Consider the following 25,237-nt stretch of genomic DNA (forward strand, 5'->3'; position numbering starts at 1 on the left):
TGTTGCTTGTTGCTTGTTGCTTGTTGCTTGTTGCTTGTTGCTTGTTGCTTGTTGCTTGTTGCTTGTTGCTTGTTGCTTGTTGCTTGTTGCTTGTTGCTTGTTGCCAACAATTTTAGTGAACGGCCTGCCTGGGCGCTCGCCTTAACGGTTGTTCGGCTGTCGACAGGTTCAGAAAATCGCGCAGCTCGTTACGCTGGGCCAGCAAGTCGTGCAATGTGTATTTATCCAGCACGGCCAGAAATGCCTGGGTTGCTTCACGAAACACCGACGGCAGTCTGCAGGGACCCGCGATGGCACAGGACGAACAATCGACCAGATCGATATCGCCTTCGGTATGACGCAACAGTTGGCCTATGACGATTTGCTCTACCGGCAATCCCAGCCTGATCCCCCCGTTGCGGCCGCGCAGCGTTTCGATATAGCCCAATTGTCCCAGATGCTGCACCACCTTCATCAGGTGATTCTGGGAAATGTCATAGGCGCGCGCAATTTCAGCGATGGACGAAAGCCCTTCGTCGCGCGAGCCCAGAAAAATCAGTACCCGCAATGCGTAATCTGTGTATTGAGTCAGTCTCATATAGACCTCGGGATGCGCTTTGAGTGCTGCAATAAATATGCAATATAACATTCATCTTACTTGCATATTAAAATTATTTGCAATAAGATGCATTTAAAATGAATGTTATAAAGACAATGCCGGCGCTCAGTTTCAAACATGCGCCGCCAACACATTTGAAATGGGTCCTATCTGAAATGTGCCTTATCTGAAATTGCCACATTTGAAATTTTCACATCGGTCATTGTCCTTGCATCCCCTATTTTCATTGATCGCCCGGCAGCAAATCTGCCAGGCCGAGCCACACCCCAACCAACTACAGGAGCTCCCGCCATGTCTCACCCCGCCGTTACCTCTTTGGATCCCGACACCACACGCATCGTAAAGGCAACCGTTCCCGCCTTGCAGACTCATGGCGCGGCCATTACTGCAAAAATGTATGAGCGGCTTTTCAGGGATGAACATATCCGTAACCTGTTCAATCATGCGAACCAAGCCAATGGTCAACAGATCAATGCGCTGGCGGGGGCCATTTTGGCCTATGCGGAAAATATCGACAATCTGGGCGCATTACTGCCGGCAGTCGAGCGAATTGCACAGAAACATGTCGGATTTCACATCCTGCCGGAGCACTATCCCTACGTGGCAACGGCGCTGCTGGGTGCGATCAAGGATGTACTGGGCGAGGCCGCTACCGATGAAATACTTCAGGCCTGGGGTCAGGCCTACTGGTTCCTGGCTGGCATCCTGCAAAACAGGGAAAGCGCATTGCGCGACGCCATCGAACAGGCGCCTGGCGGCTGGACTGGCTGGCGCGACTTTGTGGTTAGCGAAAAGATTCGCGAAAGCAGCACCATTACCTCATTCATTTTGCGTCCGGTTGACGGTGGGCCGGTCATTCGCCACAAACCCGGTCAATACATCACATTCCGCTTTAACGCACCGGAACAGGCCGGCATCAAGCGCAACTATTCCATTTCTTGCGCCCCCAATGGCCAGTACTATCGCATCTCCGTCAAACGCGCAGAAGACAGCCAGGGGGGTTCGCGCTTCATGCATGATCACGTTCAGGTTGGCAGCACACTTGAAATAACGCCACCGGCAGGCGATTTTTATCTGCCTGACAGCCCCGAACGGCCGGTTGTCTTGCTGTCTGGCGGTGTCGGCCTGACACCCATGGTCAGCATGCTTGAGACCATTTATCAACAACACCCGCAATTACACGTGCATTACGTACACAGCACCATGAGCAGCCAGACCCATGCCATGGGTCAGCACGTGCAGACGCTGGCCCACCAACTGGCTCACACACAAGTATCGACCTTTTATAGTGAGCCGCAGGCTGCCGACCAGGCTGGAGAAAACCACGACGTATCGGGCATGATTTCGCTTGACTGGCTGACCCGCAATACACCGCTGCAGGACGCGGATTATTACATCTGTGGACCCAAGGAATTCATGCGGGTATTTGTCAACGGGCTGGCAGCCAACGGCGTACCTGCGGAGCGCATTCATTACGAATTCTTCGGCCCGACCGACGAACTGCTTGCCGCCTAAGATGCAATTGCCCGGGCAAGTTCGCACTGCGATGATTCGCACCGGCACCTGCCGTCGCAGTGGGCTCCTGTCACTGACCGCACAGCCTGCCATGGACCCGGCACACAACTAGCTCCATCCGGGCAGAGCGTGAAGGCACGGACAGCATCAGCGGCGGATCAGGCTTTATGACGGGCGCAATAGCCGCGCTTGCTGTATATCGCAGCGGCTTGCGCATCCCGGGATATAATCGGACAACGTAATCAACAAGTCAGGGCACAACATGCCCTGGTAGCGCATCCGGGTCATATGATTATTCTGTCCGTACTTTATGTCATTGCTATTGTTGCCGAATCCATGACCGCTGCGCTGGCGGCTGGCCGTCGCAGCATGGACTGGGTCGGCGTCTGCCTGCTCGGATGCATTACTGCGCTGGGCGGCGGATCAATCAGGGATATTGTTCTGGACCATCACCCATTGACCTGGGTTGCGCATCCGCATTATCTTGTCATCACAACAGTGGCCGCCCTGGCCACCATTGCGGTTGCGCGCATCATGCACCGCCTGTACCACCTCTTTCTGTTTCTGGATGCCGTGGGGCTTGTCGTATTTACCATCATCGGCTGCAATGTAGCGCTGGAGTTGAATTTGCCTTTGATGATTGTGATTATTTCAGGAATGCTTACTGGCTGCGTGGGTGGCGTTCTGCGCGATATCCTGTGCAACGATATCCCGCTTCTCTTTCGCAGCGAACTGTACGCAAGTGTATCGATCGTGACTGGTCTGCTGTATGTTGCCGGCCTGCATCTTGGTCTTAATCATGAGCTGGTCATGAGCACTGCGCTGCTATCGGGCCTGACCTTGCGCATGCTGGCCTTGCGATTTAAGTGGAATATGCCCAAATTCATTTACAACCGCGATGAACACTGAAGGCTCAAGCGCACGACCGGCATCTCGGTCGCCAGGCGACGCCTCGATCGCGGACAGATTTTATCGACCTGGTTCCCCCTAGCAAATACCCCTACTCCCACTGGCAAAGCGACTGCGTGGACCCATAGATTGCGACCATCTGGCTCTGTATCTAGTACCTTATTACCTGTACATTCGTCTCCCAAAGCAAAAATAATAAAAGTGTGTATACAGGAGACGATTGATGAATATTGATAGTAAAAACCAGCTGCAGCACTCATTAAAGCCGCGGCATATGTCAATGATTGCACTTGGCGGTGTAATCGGGGCAGGACTGTTTGTTGGCAGTTCAGTAGTGGTAAAAAATGCAGGTCCGGCGGCCCTTATTTCATTTCTGATTACCGGCATCCTGATTATTCTGGTCATGCGCATGCTCGGCGAAATGGCTTCCTCGCTGCCGGTTGTCGGCTCGTTCTACGAATACGCCCGCAGCGCTTTTCGCGAGCAGCCTGGCAAGGCCGAATTTGCCGGCTTCATGACCGGCTGGATGTACTGGTACTTCTGGGTCATTGTGGTGGCGATCGAAGCGATCGCTGGCGCCAAACTCATCCAGTTTTGGCTGCCCAATATTCCTTCATGGGAAATCAGTCTCACGCTGATGGCCGTTCTGACCGTCACCAATCTTTTCTCGGTCAAATCCTATGGAGAATTCGAATTCTGGTTCTCCTCGATCAAGGTTGCCGCGATTGTGGTGTTTCTGTTTCTGAGCGGGCTGTTCCTGCTGGGCATGTGGCCCAACCATCAGGCGATGGGCCTGGGTGAGATGCTCAATCACGGCGGCTTCATGCCCAATGGCTGGGGTCCCGTGCTTTCAGGCGCTGTAGCGGCAACGGGCTTTTATTTTGGCGCGGAAATTGTCACCATTGCCGCCGCAGAAACCGCCGACCCGGCCAAGTCCGTGGCAAAGGCGACCAATTCAGTCATCAGCCGGGTGCTGTTCTTTTATGTGGGCTCGGTATTTTTCGTCGTCTGCCTGGTGCCCTGGAACTCCGAGGCCATATCCACGCCTTATGTGAGTGCATTGCAGGCTATGCAGATTCCCTACGCGCCGCACATCATGAACGCCGTCATTCTGGTGGCTGTACTCTCATGCCTTAACTCGGGCCTCTATGCCGCTTCCCGCATGATATTCGCACTGACTCGCAACGGTGATGCGCCACAGGCGCTGGCCCGCGTGTCGGAAAACGGTGTGCCAATACGCGCCATTATTTTTTCCACTCTGTTTGGCTATGCGGCCATTGTCGTCTCTTACTACTCGCCCGACGGTATCTTCCCGTTTCTCGTGGAGTCTTATGGAACGGTGGCATTGGTGGTCTATATTCTGATTGCCGTATCCCACATCAGGTTGCGCAGAAGAATGGAACAGAACTGCCCCGAACGCATCCGGGTTCGCATGTGGTGCTTCCCTTATCTGAGTTATCTGGCCATCGCCGGCATGCTCAGCATCCTGGGCGCCATGGCGTTTTTACCTGAGCAGAAAAAGGCGTTCTGGTTCGGCCTGGTCAGTCTTGTCATCTGCGCACTTGGCTTTCTGCTGTCCAGATACTGGCGCACCGAGAAGACATTTGAACCGGATGTCACCCGCAGTGTGCTGGAGCGCTAGCACACCCGGATCAGGCACAAGACCGCTACCTGCCTGATTCTTTCTTTTACTTACGCAGTCCTGCCCGATACCGGGGTCGGGCTGCGTAAGCCGTTACCCATCTGGCCGTTGTTGAACACCCAGCCATGGCAGATTGCTGAAAGCGGCAAGCGATAACTTTGTTTTACCCGCAAAATTTTGAACTGCCTCGTTTCAATCTCGCAGACCGTTCCACTGCGACCCGTTATACCGTCCCGAAAATACCGGCGCCGCAACGGACCGCATAACCACAGCGAGTCTCCCTGGTGCATAGACCAGGCCACCTGCTCCGCCTGAGTTCCGTACAATACAGCGTCATGATGTTCGCTGCATATGATTATTTCATTTGTATATACGTCATGCTGCTCGCTGCGGGTTTCAAGTGTGATGCGCAACACGGCCGTGCCGTCGGGAAAATAGCGCAGATACGGATCATCAAGCAGGTCGCCCAGCACAGTCATTTCATTAAGGTATCGTTGCATCGCGCGCTCCACATCGTCAAAAGCAAAAGGGGCGACCCTGCGCCGCCCCTGTTTAACTGCCAGTTCAAGATCCGCAAGGCGTGCACCAGCCTGCACCTACCCCGCGGCAGCAACTATTTTTTCAGAATGGCCTTGGTAATGGTATCCGCGTTGTATTGCATCATCTTCAGATAAGTCGAGGCCGGTGCGTCCGGGCCGGACAGTGCATCCGAATATAGTTTGCCGCCTACAGCCACGTTGCCTTCCGCGGCAATTTGCTTGATCAGGGCCGGATTGCTGATATTTTCCATAAACACAGCAGATCCTTTGTCTTCCCGGATCTGGCGGATAATCGCAGCAACATCCGCGGCAGTCGCTTCGGTCGCCGAGGAAGTGCCCTCGGGCGCCAGCAAAGTCAGGCCATAGGCAGCACCCAGATAGCCGAAGGCATCATGCGAGGTAATGAGCGTACGTTTGTCTTTGGGCAATGCGGAGAACGCCGCTTTAACTGACTCATGCAGCGCCTGCAGTTTTTGCGTATACGCACTGGCGTTTGCCTTGTATGACTCGCATCCGGCACTGTCGACCTTGCACAAGGCATCAGCAATATTTTTCACATAAATCATGGCGTTGGGCACAGACTGCCAGGCATGAGGGTCATACTCGCCATGATCATGTTCATGACCATGGTCGTGGTCGTGGTCATCATGAGCCGGCTCCCCGCCGTGTCCATGCTCATCTTCGGCATTTTTCAGGGGTTCAATGCCCTTGGTCACCTCTACCACCGGTGCCTTGGTTTCGCTCGATTTTGCCAGTCGCTGCATAAACGTGTCGAACTGCAAGCCATTGACCAGCACCAGGTCCGCGCGCTTTAACGCAATCACGTCGGCCGGCTTGGGTTCGTAGGCATGCGCATCACCATTGGCTGGAACAATGGACTTGACCGTGACACGATCCCCACCCACCTGGCGGGCAAAGTCATCGATAATGGAAAAGCTGGTCACGACATTCAATGGCGCGGCGCTGGCGCCACTGATGAAAGCCATGCCGATGGCGCCGGAAATGAAAAGCTGCTTGAACACAATGTGCACGTGAAACCTCTGGATAAGAAATGGGGCCGCGCGGCCTCGCGCGGCAGGCAATGTATAGGTATAGGGAATTCAATTCTGGTTATGTTATAACATAACATAATGTGTCGTCAATGAATTCAGCACTTGCCGTCGCCATTATCTGTTCACCCAGTCCTTTTCCGCAGAAAAAGAATCAGGTATTCTTGAGCCTGCGAAGGTGGGGAGACGCCTTCACTAAAAATCAATTCAATATAAAGGAGTGAAGTACGATGCAGTATTTGGACGTACTGAAAGCATTTTTTGATACCGTAGGCGGTTGGGTGTGGGGGCCCGTCATGCTAGTGTTCCTGGTGGGAACGGGTGTCTATCTGACCCTGCGACTGGCATTTCTGCAATTTACCATGCTGCCCTTCGCGCTAAAACAGGCGTTTACGCCACATGCCAAAAATCGCGACGGCAGCGAGAACCAGGGAGATATTTCCCATTTCGGCGCACTCATGACTGCGCTTTCTGCCACCATCGGTACCGGTAATATCGCCGGCGTGGCGACTGCGGTGGTTCTGGGCGGCCCTGGCGCCGTTTTCTGGATGTGGATCACCGCCATTTTCGGCATGGCCACCAAATTCGGCGAAGGCGTGCTGGCGGTCAAGTACCGGATAGTCAATGAGCGCGGCCAGATATCCGGTGGGCCGATGTATTACATTGAGCGCGGGCTGAACTGGAAATGGCTTGCCATTCTGTTTGCCCTGTTCGGCACCCTGGCGTCGTTCGGCATCGGCAGCTCGGTGCAGTCCAATTCGGTCGCCCAATCCATCCAGGCCAGTTTTGCCATTGATCCCATGATTACTGGAATCGTACTCACCGTCTTTACCGCGATCGTGATTCTGGGCGGTATCAAAAGCATTGCCATCGCATCATCGTTCATTGTGCCGATCATGGCTATCCTCTATGTTGCTGGCGGTCTGATTATTATCTTCATGCATCTGGATCTGCTGGGCCCTGCGTTTGCCACAATCTTTCGTGATGCATTCAGTGGTGAAGCGGTCGCAGGTGGCGCCATTGGCACCGTCATTCGCTATGGCGTGGCACGGGGCGTGTTTTCAAATGAAGCAGGGATGGGTAGCGCGCCTATTGCCGCTGCCGCAGCGAAAACCGATCATCCGGTGCGCCAGGCGCTGGTTTCCATGACAGGCACTTTCCTGGACACCATCGTCGTATGCAGCATAACCGGCCTGGTGCTGGTCATGGGCGGCATCTACACGAATGGCGTGACCGGCGCTGCGCTGACCACCCAGACATTCAATCTGTTGCTGCCGGGTCCCGGCGGCTGGATCGTCACCATTGGTCTGGTCTTCTTTGCCTATTCCACGATTCTGGGTTGGTGCTATTACGGCGAGAAATGTGCGTCCTATCTGCTGGGCGAGTGGTTTGTACTGCCCTATCGCATTATTTATGTGGCCAGCGTGATGATCGGTACGATTGCCAGCCTGGACCTGGTCTGGGCCGCTGCCGATACCTTCAACGGCCTGATGGCGGTGCCCAACCTGATTGCACTGGTATTGCTGTCGGGGGTAATTGTCAAGGAAACCCGCGACTTTATCGCCAAACGTAAAAGTGGCGAACTGCCATAATCGCATACCAGAGGCAACGCAGCAGTCTTTATGACTGCTGCAAGCCCGGACGCTTCGCCGCGACACAAGTACACAAGTGCCTGCCAAAATAAGCGCACCTGCGGCGCGCATGTCACAACAAGAAAGCATCAGGGCCGGTCTCCACCGACCCTGCTCTGTGCTGAAAGCTCCGCTTTGTGCAGCCACAACCCGATAGTCTATGTACGGGCCCAGCCAGGCGATCAACGATACTGGCCGATATTTTTCTCGTTCAGCGCAACCGCGCCTTCAGACAGATCCCTAGGATCAAAAACAAATGCCTTTCCGAAACCCTGCACCAGCGTTGCGCGCACCGGCGTCAGACGATACATGGTGAAATCATCCAGAGCATCTAGCAACGCGACCGTCTTGCCCGCCCGCTGACCAAGCAGCGTAACCGCCTCGCCATACTCGGCAGAACCCTTTTGAACCGGAGACGCAGTCACTTGATAATTTAAGCGCTGGCGCGCATAAATATTGCGTGCTCTACTTTCATCTTCGATCAGAAGGATGTCCAGATCAGGCTGCACCTTCAGGTTTTGGCCGTGAATAGCCAGCGCAGAAACCAGGATATAAAACAATCCATCCATAGTCGCAAAGGGCGTATAACTGGCGCAGGGGGCGTGCGCTGCATTGGTCGTTGCCATGATCAGGCTAAGGCACTCCCGATGCAGCCGATCAATCTCGGGCGCCAGCGTGAGCATATCGATATTGTTACTCATATGAGCGTCTTCCATACTGTTTGAACGGCGCCGCTACTGGCGCCGGCATGCGACACCAGCGCGCCTGACACAGGAAAGTTTACCAGATCAGTGCCGTCCGGCAGTTGCCGCGTATGGACCGGAGAGCGGCTCCGTTGGCGCTCGTCCCGCGCCTGCTTTTTTTGTGATAACCGGCATGGAAGGTCGGCACCAGTCCGTCTTGCCCACCAACCGCCTGCGTCGGGCTGGTGATAAACGCGATCATGGGCATAATCATAAGCAATCATAAGCGCAAAATCGCCCCTGCAGCACCAACCTGCTTACGCAGCCAGGCACCGCACATCAAGCGAGACCGGCAATAAAAAACCCTGATCTGTTGCATAGGCAATAGATCAGGGCACTACCCTTTTTTACCAGAGTTTTATAAACCGCGTTCAAACGGTACGATCACGGTCCTTGTCTCGCTCTTAATCCCAGTAAGTTTCCCTTTGGCCGCTCTTCATGGTTCCCAGCAGGGTGACTGCGTAGCAGATTTTGTCCAGGACAGAATCGAACATATCGCTGTAGAAATGATGGCGGTGCATAGTAATACCCCTTTACAAGAAAAATACACAGATTCGAGCTGTTGCGGCGAGAAAAGAAAATATCCTGTCGAAACCTCTCACTGGATATACAGCAAATTGCGTGCCAGGTTTTTACGGTAGCCGCCCGCATCAATCTGCAGGTAATTGGGTAAGAAACGCCCCATATTAGTACAAACCCTTGGAAACCGCCCGAATGGATGGCGTCGTGCGCCGCCCTGTCACATCACGGTACACACTCCGGTTTGCATTCAGCCCTGCATGCATCGCGCGCAGTGACCGCCGCCTTTGCGCTATTCGTTGTGTGAACACTGCCCGCCCGGTTATGATGACGGCAACCCCCAATTGACTCACAAGGACAGAATCATGATTCAGGCTTTTCTTCGACCCTTGCTGGCTATGACATGTGTGATCGGTTCATATGCACAGGCGGCAACGCTCCAGGGTACGGCAATCTATCGCGAACGTATTGCCGCGCCAGCCGATGCGATATTCGAAGCAAGTCTGCAGCAAATACAGCCCGACGGCACACCGGAACCCGTGGTAGGTCACGCGGCCCTGAACCCTGCAGGCCAGACACCGTTTAAGTTTGAAATTATCTACGACGCCACTATCCAGCCCGGACAGCAATATCGTGTCAGCACGGCTCTATCGGCGCAGGACCGTGTCATTTTTTCCGGTGCCGCACCGGTTACACTGCCCCAGGCAGACAGCAAGCCGATCATGATTTTGATGAGAAAAGGCGCACCGGAACACACGGGGTCGCCAGCAGCCTCGTCCGTTGCGCCTGTAGCGAGCCAGGATCCGGCCAAGGCAGCAGCCAAGCCCGACAGCCCCTTGCGCAATACCTACTGGAAGCTGGTCTCCCTGCATGGCAAGGCCGTGACTGCGCACGATCAGCAACGTGAAGCGCATATCGTGTTTTCGGCCAGCGACGATCGGCTCTCCGGGAGCAGCGGCTGCAATCATATGATGGGTGGATTCGAAGAGAAAGGCGATCAATTGAAGCTGAAACAGGTAGCCGGCACCATGATGGCCTGCCCGCAAGGGATGGAAGTGGAAACCGCATTTCTCAATGCCCTGCTGACGGTCGCACGCTATAAAATCAGCGCAGAGCATCTGGATATGCTGGACGCCAGCGGCAATATTGTGGCCAGTTTTGACGCCGTCGCCCTGCAATAAGCACGCCAGGCACAAGTTCGAGCCAGCACCGGTCCCACGCGGCCTGGTGCGCGCCAAAACCCTCTGACCAATCCTTCTTATTCTTATTTGACGACGGCAACCATTCCATGTACAGCATATCCACTCTCTTTCTACACGGCATCATTATCGGCATTGCCGCAACCCTTGTCCTGGACATCTGGGCCCTTGTGGCAAAACGTGCTTACGATGCGGCCCCGGCCAACTGGGCGCTGGCCGGGCGCTGGTTTGCCCATATGAAAAATGGCGTCTACCGGCATGACAATATTGCAGACGCCTTGCCTGTTCGCGGCGAACTGGCTATCGGTTGGATAGCCCATTACGTGGTTGGTATTGTGTACGGCATCCTGGTCGTGACGATCTGGTTCTTCCAAAATGTCAGCTACCCGACCCTGTTTGCTCCGTTGCTGATTGGCCTGGTGCTGGCAACTTGCGCCGCCTGGTTCCTGATGCAGCCGGGCCTGGGTCTGGGTGTGGCCGCCCGTAAAACGCCTGATCCGCTACGCATGCGCCTGCGTACCATCGTCAACCATGTGGTATTTACTCTTGCCCTGTACTTGAGCGCACTGGCCCTGTCCGGCTACTTGGCCTGAATACGGGCCTGGCGCCGGCGTTGTTCGCGCAACTGAACTTCATGGCCATCCAGGCTGAACTGCACACGATACTGCACCAGCTTTACGGCTAGGGCTCGATACTTGAACATATACCGCAACCCCACCAGCATGGCCAGTATGCCTGCCGCTGCCGCAACGCCCAGCGACCAGCGGGGGCCAAACGCATCGGCAACCCAACCTACGATGGGTGCTCCAATGAGCGTGCCTCCCAACGCAATAGCCATGTAAATCGCCATCACCCGCCCACGCATGGCTGCATCGGTGGACATTTGCACGGTACTATTCACGGTTGTATTAAAAGTCTGAGCGGCAACCCCCAGCACCACAAGCACCACGCCAAAGACCCAATAATTGGGCGAGACGGCAGCCAGTACACAACCGAAACCGAAGATACCCGCACCGGTCAACACATATGCAATTCTCGGGCGCGTTCGGCGCGCTGCCAGCAACGCACCACAGACCGACCCGATGGCCATGGTCGACGACAGCAGACCGTATTCGTTGGCGCCAACCTGAAAAATGGTCACAGACATGGTCGAGATATAAATGGGAAAATTAAATCCGAAGGTACCGATCAGAAACAGCATCATGAACAGCGCTTTGAGATCCGGCCGGCTCCACACATAACGAAACCCCTGGACCAGACTACCCGCAGTACGCGGTGCCCGCTTGGCCCGATTAAGATCCTGCTCTTTAAGACGAAACAGCGAGGCAATCACAGCCAGATACGTGATGGCGTTGATCAGGAATACCCAACCGGTACCCACGCCGGCGATAAGCAAACCGGCAACGGCTGGGCCAATCATGCGAGCGGCATTGAACGAAGCCGAATTCAGAGCGACTGCATTGGGTAGATCGGTCTCGCCAACCAGTTCGGACACGAAGGTCTGGCGCGCCGGGCCGTCAAAAGCCGTGACGCAGCCCAGCAAAAGCGCAAAGATATACACATGCCATAATTGCACCAGCCCGGTCAGCGTCAACAACCCCAAGCCGAGCGCCAGCATGCCCATGGCTGCCTGGGTCGCAATCAACAACTTGCGCCGATCCAGGTAATCGGCGGCAAGACCGGTAACAGGCAGAAGAAAAATCTGCGGACCAAACTGCAGCGCCATCACAATACCCACAGCCGTGGCATTATTTTGGGTCAGGTAAGTAAGCACCAGCCAGTCTTGTGCGGTACGCTGCATCCATGTACCAACGTTGGACACAATGGCGCCCCCCGCCCAGATTCGATAATTCCGAATGGCAAGAGATCTGAATGTGCCGCTTTTGATGGTACCCACAACGTCCTCTGGCTATGCCGAAAAATGGTTCAGAAGGTTGACGAGACGGGGGCGCTGTCGTCCCCCTCAAGTAGGCACGACAGGCGACGCGAGGTCGTCGGCGATGGTGCTGCGCGTAAATGCTGCCGCTGTTGCGGTCAGTGATTGACGAGTCGCTTAAGCAGCTCTATGGCTTTTGCCAGCGATTCCTGTTCTTTTGTGTTGTAGCAGGCATAAATTTCCCGCACCAGCCAGTCTTCCCTGGCGGCGCGACTGGCCTGGATCATCGTGAGAAACCGCGGTGTCAGTGAAAGAATGGTCTGGCGACCATCGGCCGGATCGGGCGTACCCTTGATATGGCCTGCAGCTTCCAGACCAGATACCGTTGCTCCCATCGATTGCGGCCGGACACCTTCGGCGCGCGCCAAGGCGGTCACTGTGGTAGACCCGTCGCGCTCCAGTCGCAACAATACCGAACGCTGCGAAGGGGTGAAATCCCCTGCGCTGGCCTGGGCACGCAGCTTGCGTGTGAACGAGGAAATCAGAATGCGCAATTCTGCAGCCAGTTCTGATACCCGCGCCTGTTCGGGGCTCAACGGTTTAATATCCATAGTGCCATGGTAGCAGATCAAAAGGAAAACTACAAAGGTAACCTTCTTTTCTGTAGGTCATTTATCTTTCTATGTATTGCAGGCTCGAGATGTGACCGGCAAGCCGGCATCCAGCCACCGCAGGCAAAGGCGCTCGCGTGCCCGCTCGTGCACTGATGCATGGCGGGCGCGGATTGGCAGGACGGCCCATTGTGGCAGCCCAGCCGCACTGACGATCAGGCGAGGTGGCTGTCCAGTCGCTCGCGAATCTGTGACAACTCCGCGGGCAAACGCTGTTGAAGTTTGTTGAACAGTTCCTCATGCAGACCCAGTTCACGGCGCCATTGTTCCTGCTCAATGGTGGTAATGCGCTTGAACTGCGCAGCGTCAAACGACAGGCCATCCCAGGTAATATCTTCAAAACGCGGCGATACGCCGAACAGATTTTCCTCTCCCTGGGCCGTGCCGTCGATGCGTTCCAGCATCCACTTGAGCACACGCATGTTCTCGCCAAAGCCAGGCCAGATGAACTTGCCATTATCGTCGGTCTGGAACCAGTTCACGCAGAAAATATGAGGCAACGTTGCGCCAGACTGCTCGAGCGTGCGACCCAGATTGAGCCAGTGCTGGAAGTAGGAACTCATGTTGTAACCGCAAAACGGCAACATGGCGAACGGGTCGCGACGCACCACGCCCTGTGTACCCGCCGCAGCGGCAGTGGTTTCTGAGCCCATCGTGGCAGCCATATAGACGCCCTCTACCCAGTTACGCGCCTCGGTCACCAGCGGCACGGTGTCGGATCGGCGACCGCCAAACAAGAAAGCGTCAATCGCCACCCCTGCCGGATTGTCCCATTCGGGATCGATCACCGGATTCTGGGTTGCCGCTACGGTAAACCGGGCATTGGGATGGGCGGCCTTGCGTCCCGAGTCGGGGGTCCAGTCCTTGCCCTGCCAGTCAATGAGGTGCGCGGGCGCGGGGCCCATGCCTTCCCACCACACATCGCCATCATCAGTGAGCGCGACATTGGTAAACAACACGTTTTCCCGCAGCGAGGCCATGCAGTTGAAGTTGGTTTTCTCGTTGGTGCCAGGTGCAACGCCAAAATAGCCGGCTTCAGGATTGATCGCGTAAAGGCGACCGTCTGCACCAGGTTTGATCCAGGCAATATCGTCGCCCACCGTTGTGATTTTCCAGCCTGGCAGCGAATCCGGCGGAATCATCATCGAGAAATTGGTTTTACCGCAGGCCGAAGGGAACGCGGCAGCGACGTGCATTTTTTTTCCTTCGGGCGAGGTGACACCCAGAATCAACATATGCTCGGCCATCCAGCCTTCGTCACGTCCCATGTTCGAGGCAATGCGCAAGGCAAAACATTTCTTGCCCAGCAACGCATTGCCGCCGTAGCCGGAACCATAAGACCAGATTTCACGGGTCTCGGGATAATGCACGATATATTTGGTCTTGTTGCAGGGCCAGGAGACATCGGCCTGATTGGGTGCTAGCGGGCTGCCAACCGAATGCACGCAAGGGACGAACTCGCCATCGCTGCCCAGAATATCGTACACCTTGCGCCCCATTCGAGTCATCAGCCGCATATTGACAGCCACATAGGGAGAATCGGACAACTCGACGCCAATGTGGGCAATGGGAGAGCCCAGCGGCCCCATGGAAAACGGAATCACATACATGGTACGGCCACGCATACAGCCATCGAACAGGCCGTCAAGCGTATCGCGCATTTGCGCAGGTGCTTTCCAATTGTTGGTAGGACCGGCGTCTTCTTCCTTTTCGGAGCAGATATAGGTGCGGTCTTCCACGCGCGCCACGTCATCCGGATCAGACCAGGCCAGATAAGAGTTGGGACGCTTCTGAGGGTTCAGTTTGCGCAGGGTACCGGATTGAACCATCAGCGCACACAGGCGGTCATATTCTTCCTGGGAGCCATCGCACCATTCGATACGATCGGGTTGGGTCAGCGCGGCGATTTGCGCCACCCAGGCTTTCAGGCCTGCGTGCTGCACCCATTCGGGCGCATTGATTTGAATTGAAGGTTCGGGACGAGCTGCATTCATAGGGTTTAGGTCTCCGTATTCTGGCAAATGCAAAAACGCCTCCTTTGAAGGCGTCTGTTGAAACGATGTCGTATGGCGCCGGACCGGGCCCGCCAGTGCGCAGGCAAGCAAAACAGTCCGGAATAATGCCTCATTCTAATACCGCATGACGATTATGTGTATGCTTTCTCCTTTCGGCGTTTCAACTTGTTGCCTGTGTTACGTTCCAGACAGCACGCAGCATGCATAACGGCAACAACGTTTGCGAATGTCATTTTCCGCAGTTGCACATAACCACATCACAATTGAAATAGCCCTGACTGGCCATTTAATGATGCATCGCACAATTGCATTTGAAGCCCGCAGGCAGGCAGTTTTGCCAGTCTGCGGGCCTGCGGTATGAAAATCACCGATCAGCGTGCAGCCGCGCCAGCAGCAACCGTAGAGCGCGCCTCGACACTCTTGCGGTCTTTTCTGACTGTTTTGATGGACGCCGCACTGACGGCGGAGATAATGCCTACGATGACAGTATAGGCCACCACCAGCCAAGGCTGACCGTTATTCTCGCGCAATAGTGCAGTGGCTATTAGCGGCGTAATACCCGAAGCAAAGATGCCGGAAAACTGATACACAAATGAAATACCCGTATACCTCACCCGCGTGTCAAACAATTCGCAGAACAAAGCCGCTTCCGGACCGTACACCATGGCATACAGGATGCCGAAAGGAATCACAATCGAGAGCCAGACGACAAATACGTTGTCCGAAAAGGTTGTCATGAGCCAGAATGCCGGAATAGCGGAAAAACCGGTAATCAGAGATCCCCAGAAATAAGTACGGGTACGTCCCAGCCGGTCGGACATGGCCCCAAAATAAGGAATGAAAGCGCACATCACAATCGCGGCAATCATCACGCCGGTCAGCGCGTCAGTACGCGACATCTGCAGGTTTTTGGTCAGATAACTGATAATGAAGACGCCGAAAATATTAAAAAACACACCGTCAATATAGCGCGCACCCATGCCCTTGAGAATGTTCATTGGATAGTTCTTGATCATATCCACAAACGGAATCTTGCTTTCCGCATTTTTAGCCTTGATCTGCTCAAACTCCGGGCTCTCCTTGACGGCCAGCCGGATGTACATGCCTACGAAAACCAGCAGCGACGACAACAGAAAGGCGATTCGCCAGCCCCAGCTCAGGAACTGCGCATCGGTCAGCAACGACGATAGCAGCGCAACCACACCCGAGGCCAGACACAACCCCAGAGAAAGACCGATTTGCGGCAGGGACGCATAAAGTCCTTTTTTCTCTGGCGGCGCATACTCATAGGTCATGAGCACGGCGCCACCCCATTCGCCCCCCAGGCCTATACCCTGCAACACGCGAAAAAACAGCAGCAATGCGGGCGCCCAGATACCAATACTGTCGTACGAAGGAATCAGCCCGATGGCCACGGTGGACACACCCATGATCATCAGCGTCATGATCAATGCGCTTTTGCGCCCGACCTTGTCGCCAAGATGACCGAAAATGATCCCACCCAGCGGCCGCGCCAGAAAGCCTACCGCAAATGTGGCATACGCCAGCAGCGTCCCGATATACGGATCTTCACCCGGAAAATACAGTTGGTTGAACACCAGGCCGGCGATCACGCCATATAGAAAAAAGTCGTACCATTCAATCGTCGCACCTACCAGCGAGGCAGCTACGACCCTGCGCAATCCTTTCTTGTCACTCATTGTTGTCTCCATATATTGATTTATGTACAGCTTTCATTTCGAACCGACATATTTCATTTGCAATTGCACGTCGCCTCGTCGCTTCTACCGCCTGCTAGCTTTCCTGCAGACTTTCTACTGTCGTGGGTTCGGCCGGCACCCTGTTGTCGCCGGGCAACGCCACGGCCTGCACCTGAATGGCCTGATCACCGGCCAGCGCATCCTCAAGCACAAAAGCCGCCGCCCTTTCAGCAACCATGACCACCGGCACATTGGTATTTCCCGATACCAACGTAGGCATAATCGACGCGTCAACCACACGCAGCCCCTGCAGGCCCCTGACCGCCAGCCGGTGATCGACGACTGCCATCGGGTCCGCTGCGGGCCCCATCTTCGCGGTGCCCGATGGGTGGAAAATCGTGGCCCCATTCTCGCGACAGAAATGCAGAATCTCATCGTCGCTGCGGACATCGCGTCCAGGCTTGACCTCGCCCTTCATCAAGGACTGCATCGGCTGGGCGTCTGCGAGCTTTCTGGTTAACCGCACCCCGGCAATCGCCGTGCGGCGATCCAGGTCGGTTGCCAGGTAATTGGGCTGCATCGCCGGCGCCTCGAACGGGTCAGTCGAACGGATGCGCAGATAACCCCGCGATTCGGGACGTAACTGACACACGGAAAAGGTGCAGCCCGAAAAGTCATGGACCTTGCCACCGGCCATATCGGCCGACAGCGTGCCAAAATGAAACTGCACATCGGGACGCGCATCGGTATCAGACAAGGCGTTGCAGAACAGGGCGCCCTGGTTGATACCAATGGCCAGCGGGCCGCCCCGCAATAACGCCCATTGCAAGCCCATCTTTGCCTTGCCGCTCCAGCTGCGCAACAGATCGTTGGTGGTAATAGGCTTGTTCACTTCGTAGATCAGCCGAAACTGCAAATGGTCCTGAAGATTCTCGCCCACACCATCGAGCGCGTGCACCATGGGAATGCCCAGCGGACTCAGGTGCGCTGGATTACCCACACCCGACAGTTGCAATAGCTGCGGAGACTGCAGGGCGCCCGCGCACAGGATGACTTCGCGGTTTGCGTTTAATGTCTTGATTTTCCCGTGCTGGCGATACTGGATCCCTGCCGCTTTTTTTCCACGGAACAGAATCCGCATGGCTTGCGCTTCGGTTTCGATACGCAGGTTCGGGCGTCGCCTGGCCGGGTTCAGATAGGCGACTGCCGTAGAACAGCGCCGACCGTTGCGGGTCGTCAACTGATAATATCCGGCCCCCCGCTGGTCGCCCGTATTGAAGTCCTTGCGCGACGGTATGCCAAGACTGTTGGCCGCGCCGATCAGCGCATCGACCAATTCGTGACGGGTCGGAATCGACGTGGCATTGAGCGGACCATCCGTGCCATGGGTCGGGCCGGGCCCGAGATCATTATTTTCCAGTTTACGAAAGTACGGCAGGCAGGCATCCCAGCTCCATCCCTTGTTGCCCAGCGCTTCCCAGTGGTCATAATCTTCCTTTTGCCCCCGTATGTAGATCAGGCCGTTGATGGAGCTGCTGCCGCCCAGCGTTTTACCGCGCGGCCAGTAAATCCGGCGGTCCAGCATATTGTGATCGGGATCGGTATAAAAGCCCCAGTTCAACCGCGGATTGAACATGGTCTTGCCATAACCGATAGGAATATGAATCCACATATTGCGATCAGCCGGTCCTGCCTCGAGCAGGCACACTGAATATTTGCCGTTCTCGCTCAACCGGTTGGCCATCACGCACCCGGCCGAGCCGCCGCCCACCACTACATAATCCACACTCTCTTGCATAGTCTTGTCTGCCTGCCAGTTCTGATTTGGTGGGTCAAGTGTGCGTCTGGCGAGCCGCTATTTGTTAGGGGTATACACCAATCATTTCAATTTTGAAACGATAACCGCCATTTTCATTTCATTTACCGGAACAGATAGTTTCAAATTGTTGGATATTTAATGTTTTTTATTCCACAATAAATATAGAGACAACCATGACCATGACAAATCAAGAATCAAAACATCTGCGTATTCTGACTGTGATAGAGCACCTGGCTTGCGCCAGTTATCCGCTGTCACTGGCACAGATCGCCCAGCGAACCGCATTGCCCAAGGCCAGTGTCCTGCGGCTTTTGCAGCAGTTGCAGGAGGCTGCCTATGTGACGCGACTACCCGATGATCGTGGCTATGTGCTGGGCGCCTGCTCGCATCAACTGGCGCTGTCCGTGCTCAGTTCCACGCACTTTGATCGCATGTGCCGGCTGTTGCTTGGAAAATTGGTGGCTGCCACCGGCGAAACATGCAATCTGACCGCGCTGATCGACAATCAGGTGCATTATCTGGCGCGTGTCGAACCCGAGAGCGACATGCGCCTGCAACTGCATCTGCGCACTGGCGCCCATGTACCGTTGCACTGCACCGCCAGCGGCAAGCTGTTTCTGGCGATGATGCCCGATGTGCACCGCAACTGCCTGCTCGATACCCTGCCGCTACCGGTCATGACACCCAAAACCATTACAGACCGGCTGCGTCTTGCACATGAACTGGGACTGATCGCGCAACAAAGAATCGGCACTGACAACGAAGAGTTCGTCAAGGGCATGGTCGCCATTGCCGTGCCGGTTCAGAACGACCGCGGTCGCGTCATCGCGGCTGTCGCCTGCCACGCCCCAACCGCCACGCATTCATTTTCCGACCTGTTCACTTTCTCCAGCTTGATGAAGGACACTGCCCTGGCGCTGGGTCAGGTGCTGGCCGGCAATGCAAAGCCCGGCGACAGACAGGATATCGAAATCCCATGACAATCCATTTTCTCCCTTCCATCCACAGCCGTACTCCACTGCCTTAAACAACTGATCTATAGGTGATCTCATGAACAAACGTCCTTTTTTGCGTTCCCTGGTCCTGTCCGCTGTCACACTTGTCCCGGGCCTGCCTTCCCAGGCCTGGGCTCAAAACGACACGATTAAAATCGTTGTCGGTTATCCGGCAGGTGGCATTCTTGATGCGCTGGCCCGTGCTGTCGCCGAAGAGTACAGGAAAGCCGGCAACGGCCAGGCTTATGTCGAAAACAAGCCAGGCGCCTCTACCATGATGGCGGCAACGGAAGTTGCACGGTCCAAACCCGATGGACGCACCGTCCTGCTCTCACACTCCATGCCGTTTACCAGTTATCCCTACACCTATGCCAAGCTCAATTACTCACCCAACGATCTGGTGCCCGTGGCCAACCTGGCCAACGTGCCGATTGTGATGTCTACGGGCAGCGTCCAACCGTACAAAACGATTCAGGAATATATGGCAGCAGTCAAGGCTGACCCGGCGCTTGGCGCGGTCGGCCTGGCCGGGCTGGGTGGCCCCACGCACTTTGGCGTATTGCAGATGGCCAAGCACCAGAACGTCAAACTCGAACCGGCCTCCTATTCCGGCGGCCCTCAACTGGTCAATGATGAAATGGGCGGCCATGTCCCGCTGGGCGTGGACGCGGCCGGTGCGCAGATGGAACTGTATCGCGCCGGAAAAATCCGCTTTCTGGGGCTGGCAGGCACCCAGCCGGTCAGCTTCCTGCCTGGCGTCAAAACCCTGCATGAGCAGGGCATCGAAGGATTCGAGAACGTAAAAATCTGGTATGGCGCCTATGTGCCAAAAGGCACGCCACCGGAAACCGTCGCCCGCCTGGAAGAATCGTTTATCGCCATTGCCAAAAATGCCGAGTTGCGCAAGAACTTCGAAAAGCTGGGCCTGGAGCTAACCGGCGAATCGGCAGCCAGCATGAAAGCATTACTGGAGAAGGAAAATAAAGTTTGGGGGCCGATTATCAAGGAATCTGGCTTCAAGGCAAATTGATTCGATGCGGCAGTTGATCTGTCGTAATTGGGGCGTGCCTGGCGAGGGCGCTTTCCGTCCGTCAAAATAACAGGCGCCTCATGCAAGCGCCCTGGGCCCACGACAAATGACCTGACAGGTTCAGGCCAGTACCGCCTGCCAGAGTACGTCTTGCAGCGCCACCTTGTCCAACTGCGTTGTGCCGACAAAAACCAGCGGCCCGGCGGCAATTGTCGGCGTTGCCGGTTCAAGGCTCACGTGCTGGCCTCGCACATAATGCAACACGCACATTCTTTTTTCCGGTCCCAGCAATACAATGCCCTTGGCGCGCAGAACCGGCGCCGGCATTTGGCTGAAAGCAGCACGTAACCGCTGCTCATCAAATGCACCGGCATTGTCAAAACGATAGGACTCAAATGACTGCGCGGCTGGCGCCGTTGCCTGCCGGCCGGTAAACAGCCCGGTATCAGCGCCGCCGGCCATTGGCGATTGTGATTGGAAGGCATGCTGCCCTGTGCGAGACAACAGCAGTGTCCAGTCAAACTGGCCGTTGCTGCCGGCAAACACCGGAACACCCGGCGCCGTCTCATGCAGCCAGGCCAGCACCTGCTTGCGGCGCGCCGCATCCACCAGATCAATTTTATTGAGCAAAATCATATGGGCTGCGGCAATCTGCGTTTTCACCATCTCGCCAGTATGTCGATCCTCACACTGTTCAAGCACGGCGGCTGCATCCACTATGGTGACAATGGACTGCAAGGAAAATCCCTGGCCAAGCGCGCCGATCTGCGCGATCTTTTTGGGATCGCTCACTCCGCTGCCCTCGATAATCAGCCCATCCAGATTGGCGGCCTGCTTTTCAATCGCCATCAGCGCGTTCATCAGCTCGCCCCCCATGGAGCAGCACACACACCCGTTGCGCAGCGAGATGACGCCATCCCCACTGACCGATTGAATCAATGAAGCATCAATATTGACGGCGCCGAAATCATTGACCAATACCATCAGCCGCAAGCCATGAGGCGCCTGCAGCAGGTGATTGAGGACCGTAGTTTTGCCGGCCCCCAGGAAGCCACCCAGCACGGTCAGCGCGATGACCTCGCTCATGTTTCTATCTGCGGGCAGGGAAATATCGTGCCACCCAGCACGGTGCCCCAAATCCTGATGTCCTTGAGCCGGGTCGGATCAACCGCCAGCGGATCTTCTTCAAGGATGGCGAAATCGGCCTGTTTGCCGGTCTCGATACTGCCGATCCGGTCATCCAGCTTAAGCGTATAGGCTGCGCCCAGCGTCATGGCATGCAAAGCCTGCTGCACCGAAATCCTGTTTTCCTCGCCCAGCACGCGACCAGACGCCGTCATTCTGTTGACGGCGCACCAGGCCGTAAACAGGGGCGCAATGGGGGTGACAGGCGCATCCGAATGTAATGAAATCGGCACGCCGGCAGCCAGTGCCGTCGCCGCGGCATTCAAGCGGTTGGCGCGCTCGGGGCCCATGGTCATTTCATAGTGGGCATCGCCCCAATAGTACAGATGGTTGGCAAACAAGTTGGCGCACACACCCAGGCTGGCCATGCGCCGGAACTGCGCCGTGCTGGCCATCTGGCAGTGCTGCAGGGTATGCCTGTGGTCGCGGCGCGGACTGGCGGCAAGCACCGCTTCCAAGGCATCGAGCGCCACGTCGGTCGCCTCGTCGCCATTGGTATGGATATGCACGGTCAGCCCGGCGTCGTGATAGATCTGGATCAGCTCGCGCAACTGTTGCGGCGGAATCACCCAGATGCCGTTTTCCTGCGCACCTGCCGGTGGCTTGTAGTAATGCGGCCAACGCAGCCTGGCGGTAAAGCCCTGAATGGAGCCGTCCACGATTAGTTTGACAATGCCAAAACTGAGTTTGTCCGTGTTGCGCGCAATGCTGGGCAGGACCCGATCCAGGCCCTTACCTTGCGGGTCACGCAAGGGCGCATACGCCGGCACCAGGCGCAGCGGAAACGTATCGCCGCCGGTAGTCTCTGCCAGGCTGGCCAGTGTTTCCTCGCTCAGGTCATTAACCAGGTCGGTCGCTGTCGTGACGCCAGCCAGCTGCGCAACCCGGGCAAAGTTCCAGATGCCATGGGAAGTTTGTCCCTCATCAAAATAGACATTGCCAATCTTGCGGAACACCAGATACATGGCGGCAAATTCCTGCAATTGGCCCGTCAGCTTGCCCGAGTCGTCACACTCGACGCCATCGATACCCGAATCAGCGGTGATCCCGGCCATCTGCAGCATGGCTGTGTTTACGTTCATCAAATGGATACTGGCATGAAGCACCACGACCGGCCGGCTGGGGGAGACCTGGTCCAGGTGTTCGGTGGTTATCCGTTCACCCTGGAAATAAATCGGATCAAAACCCCACGCGCACAGCGTTTTGGCGGGGTCTGTCATGGCCTGCTCGGCCTGCTGCAAGCGCGCAACAACCGCTTGCAGCGTTTTCAGACCTTTCCACAGGCGCCCGTCAGGACCGCGCCTGTCATAAAACCCCACATAGACAAAACTCCACATGCCGCCTTCTAGCAGATGGCTATGCCCTTCAATCAAGCCGGGCATGATGAATTTATCCGCAAACCGGTCGTCCACCACCGCGCCGCCCCAGCCCTGTAATGAAGCCAGATCGCCGGCGCCAAGAATGCGGCCATCCCTGACCGCCACATGCGTGGCCCGCGGCTGCGCAGGATTCATGGTGATAATACTGCGCGCACGATAAATGCGTATCTCAGCATTGTCCGATATAGATGGCGACATGTTTACTCCTCCTTTGACCTGCACATATTACTATAGGCGGATATAAAAATTCTATATTACGAGATTATTTATCTCGTTTTTTAAAATTTATATTGACCAAAACCCAGTTTGCCTCGTATCATTAACAAAAATCGGAACCTTTCATACCGAATATTCATATTTACACGAACAACGTGAGGATACGTCAATCATGAACACGTCAACACCCCAGCAGTCCCACCAGAAAGCCGTTACCGGCGTCCAGAAAATGACACCATCGGAGGCTTTTGTTGAAACCATGGTCGCCAATGGCGTCACCAATATCTTTGGCATCATGGGCTCCGCCTTTATGGACGCCATGGATATCTTCGCCCCGGCGGGCATCCGGCTGATTCCTGTGGTTCACGAACAAGGCGGCGCGCACATGGCAGACGGCTATGCGCGGGTCAGCGGCCGCCATGGCGTGGTGATCGGCCAGAACGGACCGGGCATCAGCAACTGCGTGACAGCGATTGCCGCTGCCTATTGGGCACACTCTCCTGTCGTGATGATCACACCGGAAACCGGCACCATGGGCATGGGGCTGGGCGGCTTTCAGGAAGCCAACCAACTGCCGATGTTCCAGGAATTCACCAAATACCAGGGACATGTCAATAATCCGAAACGCATGGCCGAATATACCGCCCGCTGCTTTGACCGGGCTCTGTCCGAAATTGGCCCGACCCAGCTGAATATTCCGCGTGATTATTTCTATGGTGAAATCGAAACCGAAATTCCACAGCCGCAGCGCCTGGATCGTGGTGCCGGTGGTGAAAAAAGCCTGAACGAAGCGGCCGAACTGCTGGCTACCGCCAAATTCCCCGTTATCCTTTCCGGCGGTGGCGTTGTCATGGCCGATGCCGTCGAAGAATGCAAAGCACTGGCCGAGCGGCTGGGCGCGCCCGTGGTCAACAGCTATCTGCACAATGACTCGTTCCCCGCCAGCCATCCGCTGTGGGCCGGTCCGCTGGGCTACCAGGGCTCCAAGGCAGCCATGAAGCTGATCGCACAGGCCGATGTCGTGGTGGCGCTGGGCTCACGCCTGGGCCCATTCGGCACCCTGCCACAACATGGCATGGATTACTGGCCCAAGGAAGCGAAGATCATCCAGATTGATGCCGACAACAAAATGCTCGGCCTGGTGAAGAAAATTTCAGTTGGCATTTGTGGCGATGCAAAGGCCGCGGCCGTCGCTCTGCTGGAGCGCCTGCAGGACAAGACGCTGGCCTCGGATGCAACCAAAGAAGCGCGTGCCAAAACCATTGCAGACGAAAAAGCGGCATGGGAAAAAGAGCTGGATGAATGGACGCACGAGAAAGATGCGTACAGCCTGGACATGATCGAAGAAGCCAAAAAAGAAGGCGGCAAATATCTGCATCCACGTCAGGTGCTGCGTGAACTGGAAAAAGCCATGCCGGAAAACGTCATGGTCTCGACCGATATCGGCAACATCAACTCTGTGGCCAACAGCTACCTGCGTTTCGAAAAACCGCGCAGCTTCTTTGCTCCCATGAGTTTCGGCAACTGCGGCTATGCCCTGCCCACGATCATCGGCGCCAAAGTGGCCGCTCCGGATCGTCCTGCTATCGCCTATGCCGGAGACGGCGCCTGGGGAATGAGCATGGTGGAAATCATGACTTGCGTACGCCATGACATTCCGGTCACCGCAGTGGTCTTCCATAACCGTCAGTGGGGTGCAGAGAAGAAAAACCAGGTGGATTTCTATAACCGCCGCTTTGTTGCCGGCGAACTGGACAACCAGAGCTTTGCAGAGATTGCGCAAGCCATGGGTGCAACCGGTTTCGTGGTCGACAAACTGGAAGACGTGGGCCCAACCCTGAAAAAAGCCGTGGACATGCAGATGAACGAAGGCAAAACCTGCGTCATTGAAATCATGTGTACACGTGAACTGGGTGACCCGTTCCGCCGCGATGCGTTGTCCAAACCTGTACGGTTCCTGGACAAATACAAAGACTACGTCTAATCCACTAGCGCAACCTGAGGAGC

General features: G+C 55.8%; 21 protein-coding genes. 9 read left to right on the top strand and 12 right to left on the bottom strand.

What is annotated here, in order from left to right; translation table 11 throughout:
- Window positions 1-112: 112 nt before the first annotated feature.
- Window positions 113-577: an Rrf2 family transcriptional regulator gene (locus tag INT32_RS18960; protein ID WP_193090273.1), complete on the bottom strand. Its 465-nt coding sequence runs from the start codon at window positions 575-577 to the stop codon at window positions 113-115.
- Window positions 578-889: 312 nt separating this feature from the next.
- On the opposite strand from INT32_RS18960, the gene hmpA reads away from it, so the two are divergent.
- The 3 genes from hmpA (at window position 890) to INT32_RS18975 (ending at window position 4,664) form a co-directional block, all read left to right on the top strand.
- A complete protein-coding gene (gene hmpA / locus INT32_RS18965) occupies window positions 890-2,113 on the top strand; it encodes an NO-inducible flavohemoprotein (RefSeq protein ID WP_193090274.1) in 1,224 nt (407 codons plus the stop codon).
- 288 nt (window positions 2,114-2,401) lie between these two features.
- On the top strand, window positions 2,402-3,022 hold the full coding sequence (locus tag INT32_RS18970; protein WP_193090275.1) for a trimeric intracellular cation channel family protein: 621 nt from the start codon (window positions 2,402-2,404) through the stop codon (window positions 3,020-3,022).
- 223 nt (window positions 3,023-3,245) lie between these two features.
- On the top strand, window positions 3,246-4,664 hold the full coding sequence (locus tag INT32_RS18975; protein ID WP_193090276.1) for an amino acid permease: 1,419 nt from the start codon (window positions 3,246-3,248) through the stop codon (window positions 4,662-4,664).
- A gap of 50 nt (window positions 4,665-4,714) precedes the next feature.
- Here INT32_RS18975 and INT32_RS18980 read toward each other — a convergent pair whose 3' ends face one another.
- Together INT32_RS18980 and INT32_RS18985 are read right to left on the bottom strand one after the other, a co-directional pair.
- Complete coding sequence (locus INT32_RS18980) at window positions 4,715-5,164, bottom strand: single-stranded DNA-binding protein (protein WP_193090277.1); 450 nt, start codon at window positions 5,162-5,164, stop codon at window positions 4,715-4,717.
- Window positions 5,165-5,277: 113 nt separating this feature from the next.
- Entirely contained in the window at window positions 5,278-6,225 is a 948-nt protein-coding gene (locus INT32_RS18985; protein ID WP_370540260.1) for a metal ABC transporter substrate-binding protein, read from the bottom strand.
- A 257-nt stretch (window positions 6,226-6,482) separates the two neighbouring features.
- Here INT32_RS18985 and INT32_RS18990 point away from each other — a divergent pair, with 257 nt between their 5' ends.
- Window positions 6,483-7,844 (top strand): sodium:alanine symporter family protein, encoded by a 1,362-nt coding sequence (locus INT32_RS18990; RefSeq protein WP_193090278.1) that lies wholly within the window; start codon window positions 6,483-6,485, stop codon window positions 7,842-7,844.
- Between the two features lie 221 nt (window positions 7,845-8,065).
- Here the strand turns inward: INT32_RS18990 and INT32_RS18995 are convergent, their stop codons facing one another.
- Window positions 8,066-8,584 carry a HugZ family protein gene (locus tag INT32_RS18995; protein WP_193090279.1) on the bottom strand — a complete coding sequence of 173 codons (519 nt, stop codon included), beginning with the start codon at window positions 8,582-8,584 and terminating at the stop codon, window positions 8,066-8,068.
- Window positions 8,581-8,850, bottom strand: coding sequence for a hypothetical protein (locus INT32_RS19000; RefSeq protein ID WP_193090280.1), 270 nt, complete (start codon window positions 8,848-8,850; stop codon window positions 8,581-8,583). Before INT32_RS19000 ends, INT32_RS18995 begins: the two co-directional genes overlap by 4 nt.
- Before the next feature lie 660 nt (window positions 8,851-9,510).
- On the opposite strand from INT32_RS19000, the gene INT32_RS19005 reads away from it, so the two are divergent.
- A complete protein-coding gene (locus INT32_RS19005) occupies window positions 9,511-10,326 on the top strand; it encodes an META domain-containing protein (RefSeq protein WP_193090281.1) in 816 nt (271 codons plus the stop codon).
- 107 nt (window positions 10,327-10,433) lie between these two features.
- Window positions 10,434-10,937: a DUF2938 family protein gene (locus tag INT32_RS19010; RefSeq protein ID WP_193090282.1), complete on the top strand. Its 504-nt coding sequence runs from the start codon at window positions 10,434-10,436 to the stop codon at window positions 10,935-10,937.
- On the opposite strand, the gene INT32_RS19015 is transcribed toward INT32_RS19010, so the two are convergent.
- The 5 genes from INT32_RS19015 to INT32_RS19035 form a co-directional block, all read right to left on the bottom strand.
- A complete protein-coding gene (locus tag INT32_RS19015) occupies window positions 10,925-12,241 on the bottom strand; it encodes an MFS transporter (protein WP_193090283.1) in 1,317 nt (438 codons plus the stop codon). The two genes, INT32_RS19010 and INT32_RS19015, sit on opposite strands and share 13 nt — an antisense overlap.
- Before the next feature lie 137 nt (window positions 12,242-12,378).
- Entirely contained in the window at window positions 12,379-12,831 is a 453-nt protein-coding gene (locus tag INT32_RS19020; protein ID WP_193090284.1) for a MarR family winged helix-turn-helix transcriptional regulator, read from the bottom strand.
- Window positions 12,832-13,046: 215 nt separating this feature from the next.
- Window positions 13,047-14,885 (bottom strand): phosphoenolpyruvate carboxykinase (GTP), encoded by a 1,839-nt coding sequence (locus tag INT32_RS19025; protein ID WP_193090285.1) that lies wholly within the window; start codon window positions 14,883-14,885, stop codon window positions 13,047-13,049.
- Between the two features lie 392 nt (window positions 14,886-15,277).
- Entirely contained in the window at window positions 15,278-16,606 is a 1,329-nt protein-coding gene (locus INT32_RS19030; protein WP_193090286.1) for an MFS transporter, read from the bottom strand.
- A gap of 94 nt (window positions 16,607-16,700) precedes the next feature.
- The gene (locus tag INT32_RS19035; RefSeq protein WP_193090287.1) at window positions 16,701-18,404 is read right to left on the bottom strand and encodes a GMC family oxidoreductase; all 1,704 of its coding nucleotides are present in this window, start codon (window positions 18,402-18,404) and stop codon (window positions 16,701-16,703) included.
- A 194-nt stretch (window positions 18,405-18,598) separates the two neighbouring features.
- Between INT32_RS19035 and INT32_RS19040 the strand changes: the two genes are divergently transcribed.
- Window positions 18,599-19,405, top strand: coding sequence for an IclR family transcriptional regulator (locus INT32_RS19040; RefSeq protein WP_193090288.1), 807 nt, complete (start codon window positions 18,599-18,601; stop codon window positions 19,403-19,405).
- A 70-nt stretch (window positions 19,406-19,475) separates the two neighbouring features.
- Window positions 19,476-20,450: a tripartite tricarboxylate transporter substrate binding protein gene (locus INT32_RS19045; protein WP_193090289.1), complete on the top strand. Its 975-nt coding sequence runs from the start codon at window positions 19,476-19,478 to the stop codon at window positions 20,448-20,450.
- Between the two features lie 120 nt (window positions 20,451-20,570).
- Here the strand turns inward: INT32_RS19045 and INT32_RS19050 are convergent, their stop codons facing one another.
- Window positions 20,571-21,536, bottom strand: a complete 966-nt coding sequence (locus INT32_RS19050) for a GTP-binding protein (protein ID WP_193090290.1) — start codon at window positions 21,534-21,536, stop codon at window positions 20,571-20,573.
- Complete coding sequence (locus tag INT32_RS19055) at window positions 21,533-23,212, bottom strand: amidohydrolase (protein WP_193090291.1); 1,680 nt, start codon at window positions 23,210-23,212, stop codon at window positions 21,533-21,535. Before INT32_RS19055 ends, INT32_RS19050 begins: the two co-directional genes overlap by 4 nt.
- Before the next feature lie 190 nt (window positions 23,213-23,402).
- On the opposite strand from INT32_RS19055, the gene xsc reads away from it, so the two are divergent.
- Complete coding sequence (gene xsc, locus INT32_RS19060) at window positions 23,403-25,214, top strand: sulfoacetaldehyde acetyltransferase (protein ID WP_226817283.1); 1,812 nt, start codon at window positions 23,403-23,405, stop codon at window positions 25,212-25,214.
- Window positions 25,215-25,237: the final 23 nt, after the last annotated feature.

Origin of the sequence: Advenella sp. FME57 (assembly GCF_014897675.1) — a bacterium.
GTDB lineage: Bacteria > Pseudomonadota > Gammaproteobacteria > Burkholderiales > Burkholderiaceae_B > Advenella.

Bases quoted from the DNA above. Each gene is read 5' to 3' on its own strand.
- INT32_RS18960 (WP_193090273.1), bottom strand. From the start codon at position 577: ATGAGACTGACTCAATACACAGATTACGCATTGCGGGTACTGATTTTT.
- hmpA (WP_193090274.1), top strand. From the start codon at position 890: ATGTCTCACCCCGCCGTTACCTCTTTGGATCCCGACACCACACGCATC.
- INT32_RS18970 (WP_193090275.1), top strand. From the start codon at position 2,402: ATGATTATTCTGTCCGTACTTTATGTCATTGCTATTGTTGCCGAATCC.
- INT32_RS18975 (WP_193090276.1), top strand. From the start codon at position 3,246: ATGAATATTGATAGTAAAAACCAGCTGCAGCACTCATTAAAGCCGCGG.
- INT32_RS18980 (WP_193090277.1), bottom strand. From the start codon at position 5,164: ATGCAACGATACCTTAATGAAATGACTGTGCTGGGCGACCTGCTTGAT.
- INT32_RS18990 (WP_193090278.1), top strand. From the start codon at position 6,483: ATGCAGTATTTGGACGTACTGAAAGCATTTTTTGATACCGTAGGCGGT.
- INT32_RS18995 (WP_193090279.1), bottom strand. From the start codon at position 8,584: ATGAGTAACAATATCGATATGCTCACGCTGGCGCCCGAGATTGATCGG.
- INT32_RS19000 (WP_193090280.1), bottom strand. From the start codon at position 8,850: ATGATTGCTTATGATTATGCCCATGATCGCGTTTATCACCAGCCCGAC.
- INT32_RS19005 (WP_193090281.1), top strand. From the start codon at position 9,511: ATGATTCAGGCTTTTCTTCGACCCTTGCTGGCTATGACATGTGTGATC.
- INT32_RS19010 (WP_193090282.1), top strand. From the start codon at position 10,434: ATGTACAGCATATCCACTCTCTTTCTACACGGCATCATTATCGGCATT.
- INT32_RS19020 (WP_193090284.1), bottom strand. From the start codon at position 12,831: ATGGATATTAAACCGTTGAGCCCCGAACAGGCGCGGGTATCAGAACTG.
- INT32_RS19025 (WP_193090285.1), bottom strand. From the start codon at position 14,885: ATGAATGCAGCTCGTCCCGAACCTTCAATTCAAATCAATGCGCCCGAA.
- INT32_RS19030 (WP_193090286.1), bottom strand. From the start codon at position 16,606: ATGAGTGACAAGAAAGGATTGCGCAGGGTCGTAGCTGCCTCGCTGGTA.
- INT32_RS19035 (WP_193090287.1), bottom strand. From the start codon at position 18,404: ATGCAAGAGAGTGTGGATTATGTAGTGGTGGGCGGCGGCTCGGCCGGG.
- INT32_RS19040 (WP_193090288.1), top strand. From the start codon at position 18,599: ATGACCATGACAAATCAAGAATCAAAACATCTGCGTATTCTGACTGTG.
- INT32_RS19045 (WP_193090289.1), top strand. From the start codon at position 19,476: ATGAACAAACGTCCTTTTTTGCGTTCCCTGGTCCTGTCCGCTGTCACA.
- INT32_RS19050 (WP_193090290.1), bottom strand. From the start codon at position 21,536: ATGAGCGAGGTCATCGCGCTGACCGTGCTGGGTGGCTTCCTGGGGGCC.
- INT32_RS19055 (WP_193090291.1), bottom strand. From the start codon at position 23,212: ATGTCGCCATCTATATCGGACAATGCTGAGATACGCATTTATCGTGCG.
- xsc (WP_226817283.1), top strand. From the start codon at position 23,403: ATGAACACGTCAACACCCCAGCAGTCCCACCAGAAAGCCGTTACCGGC.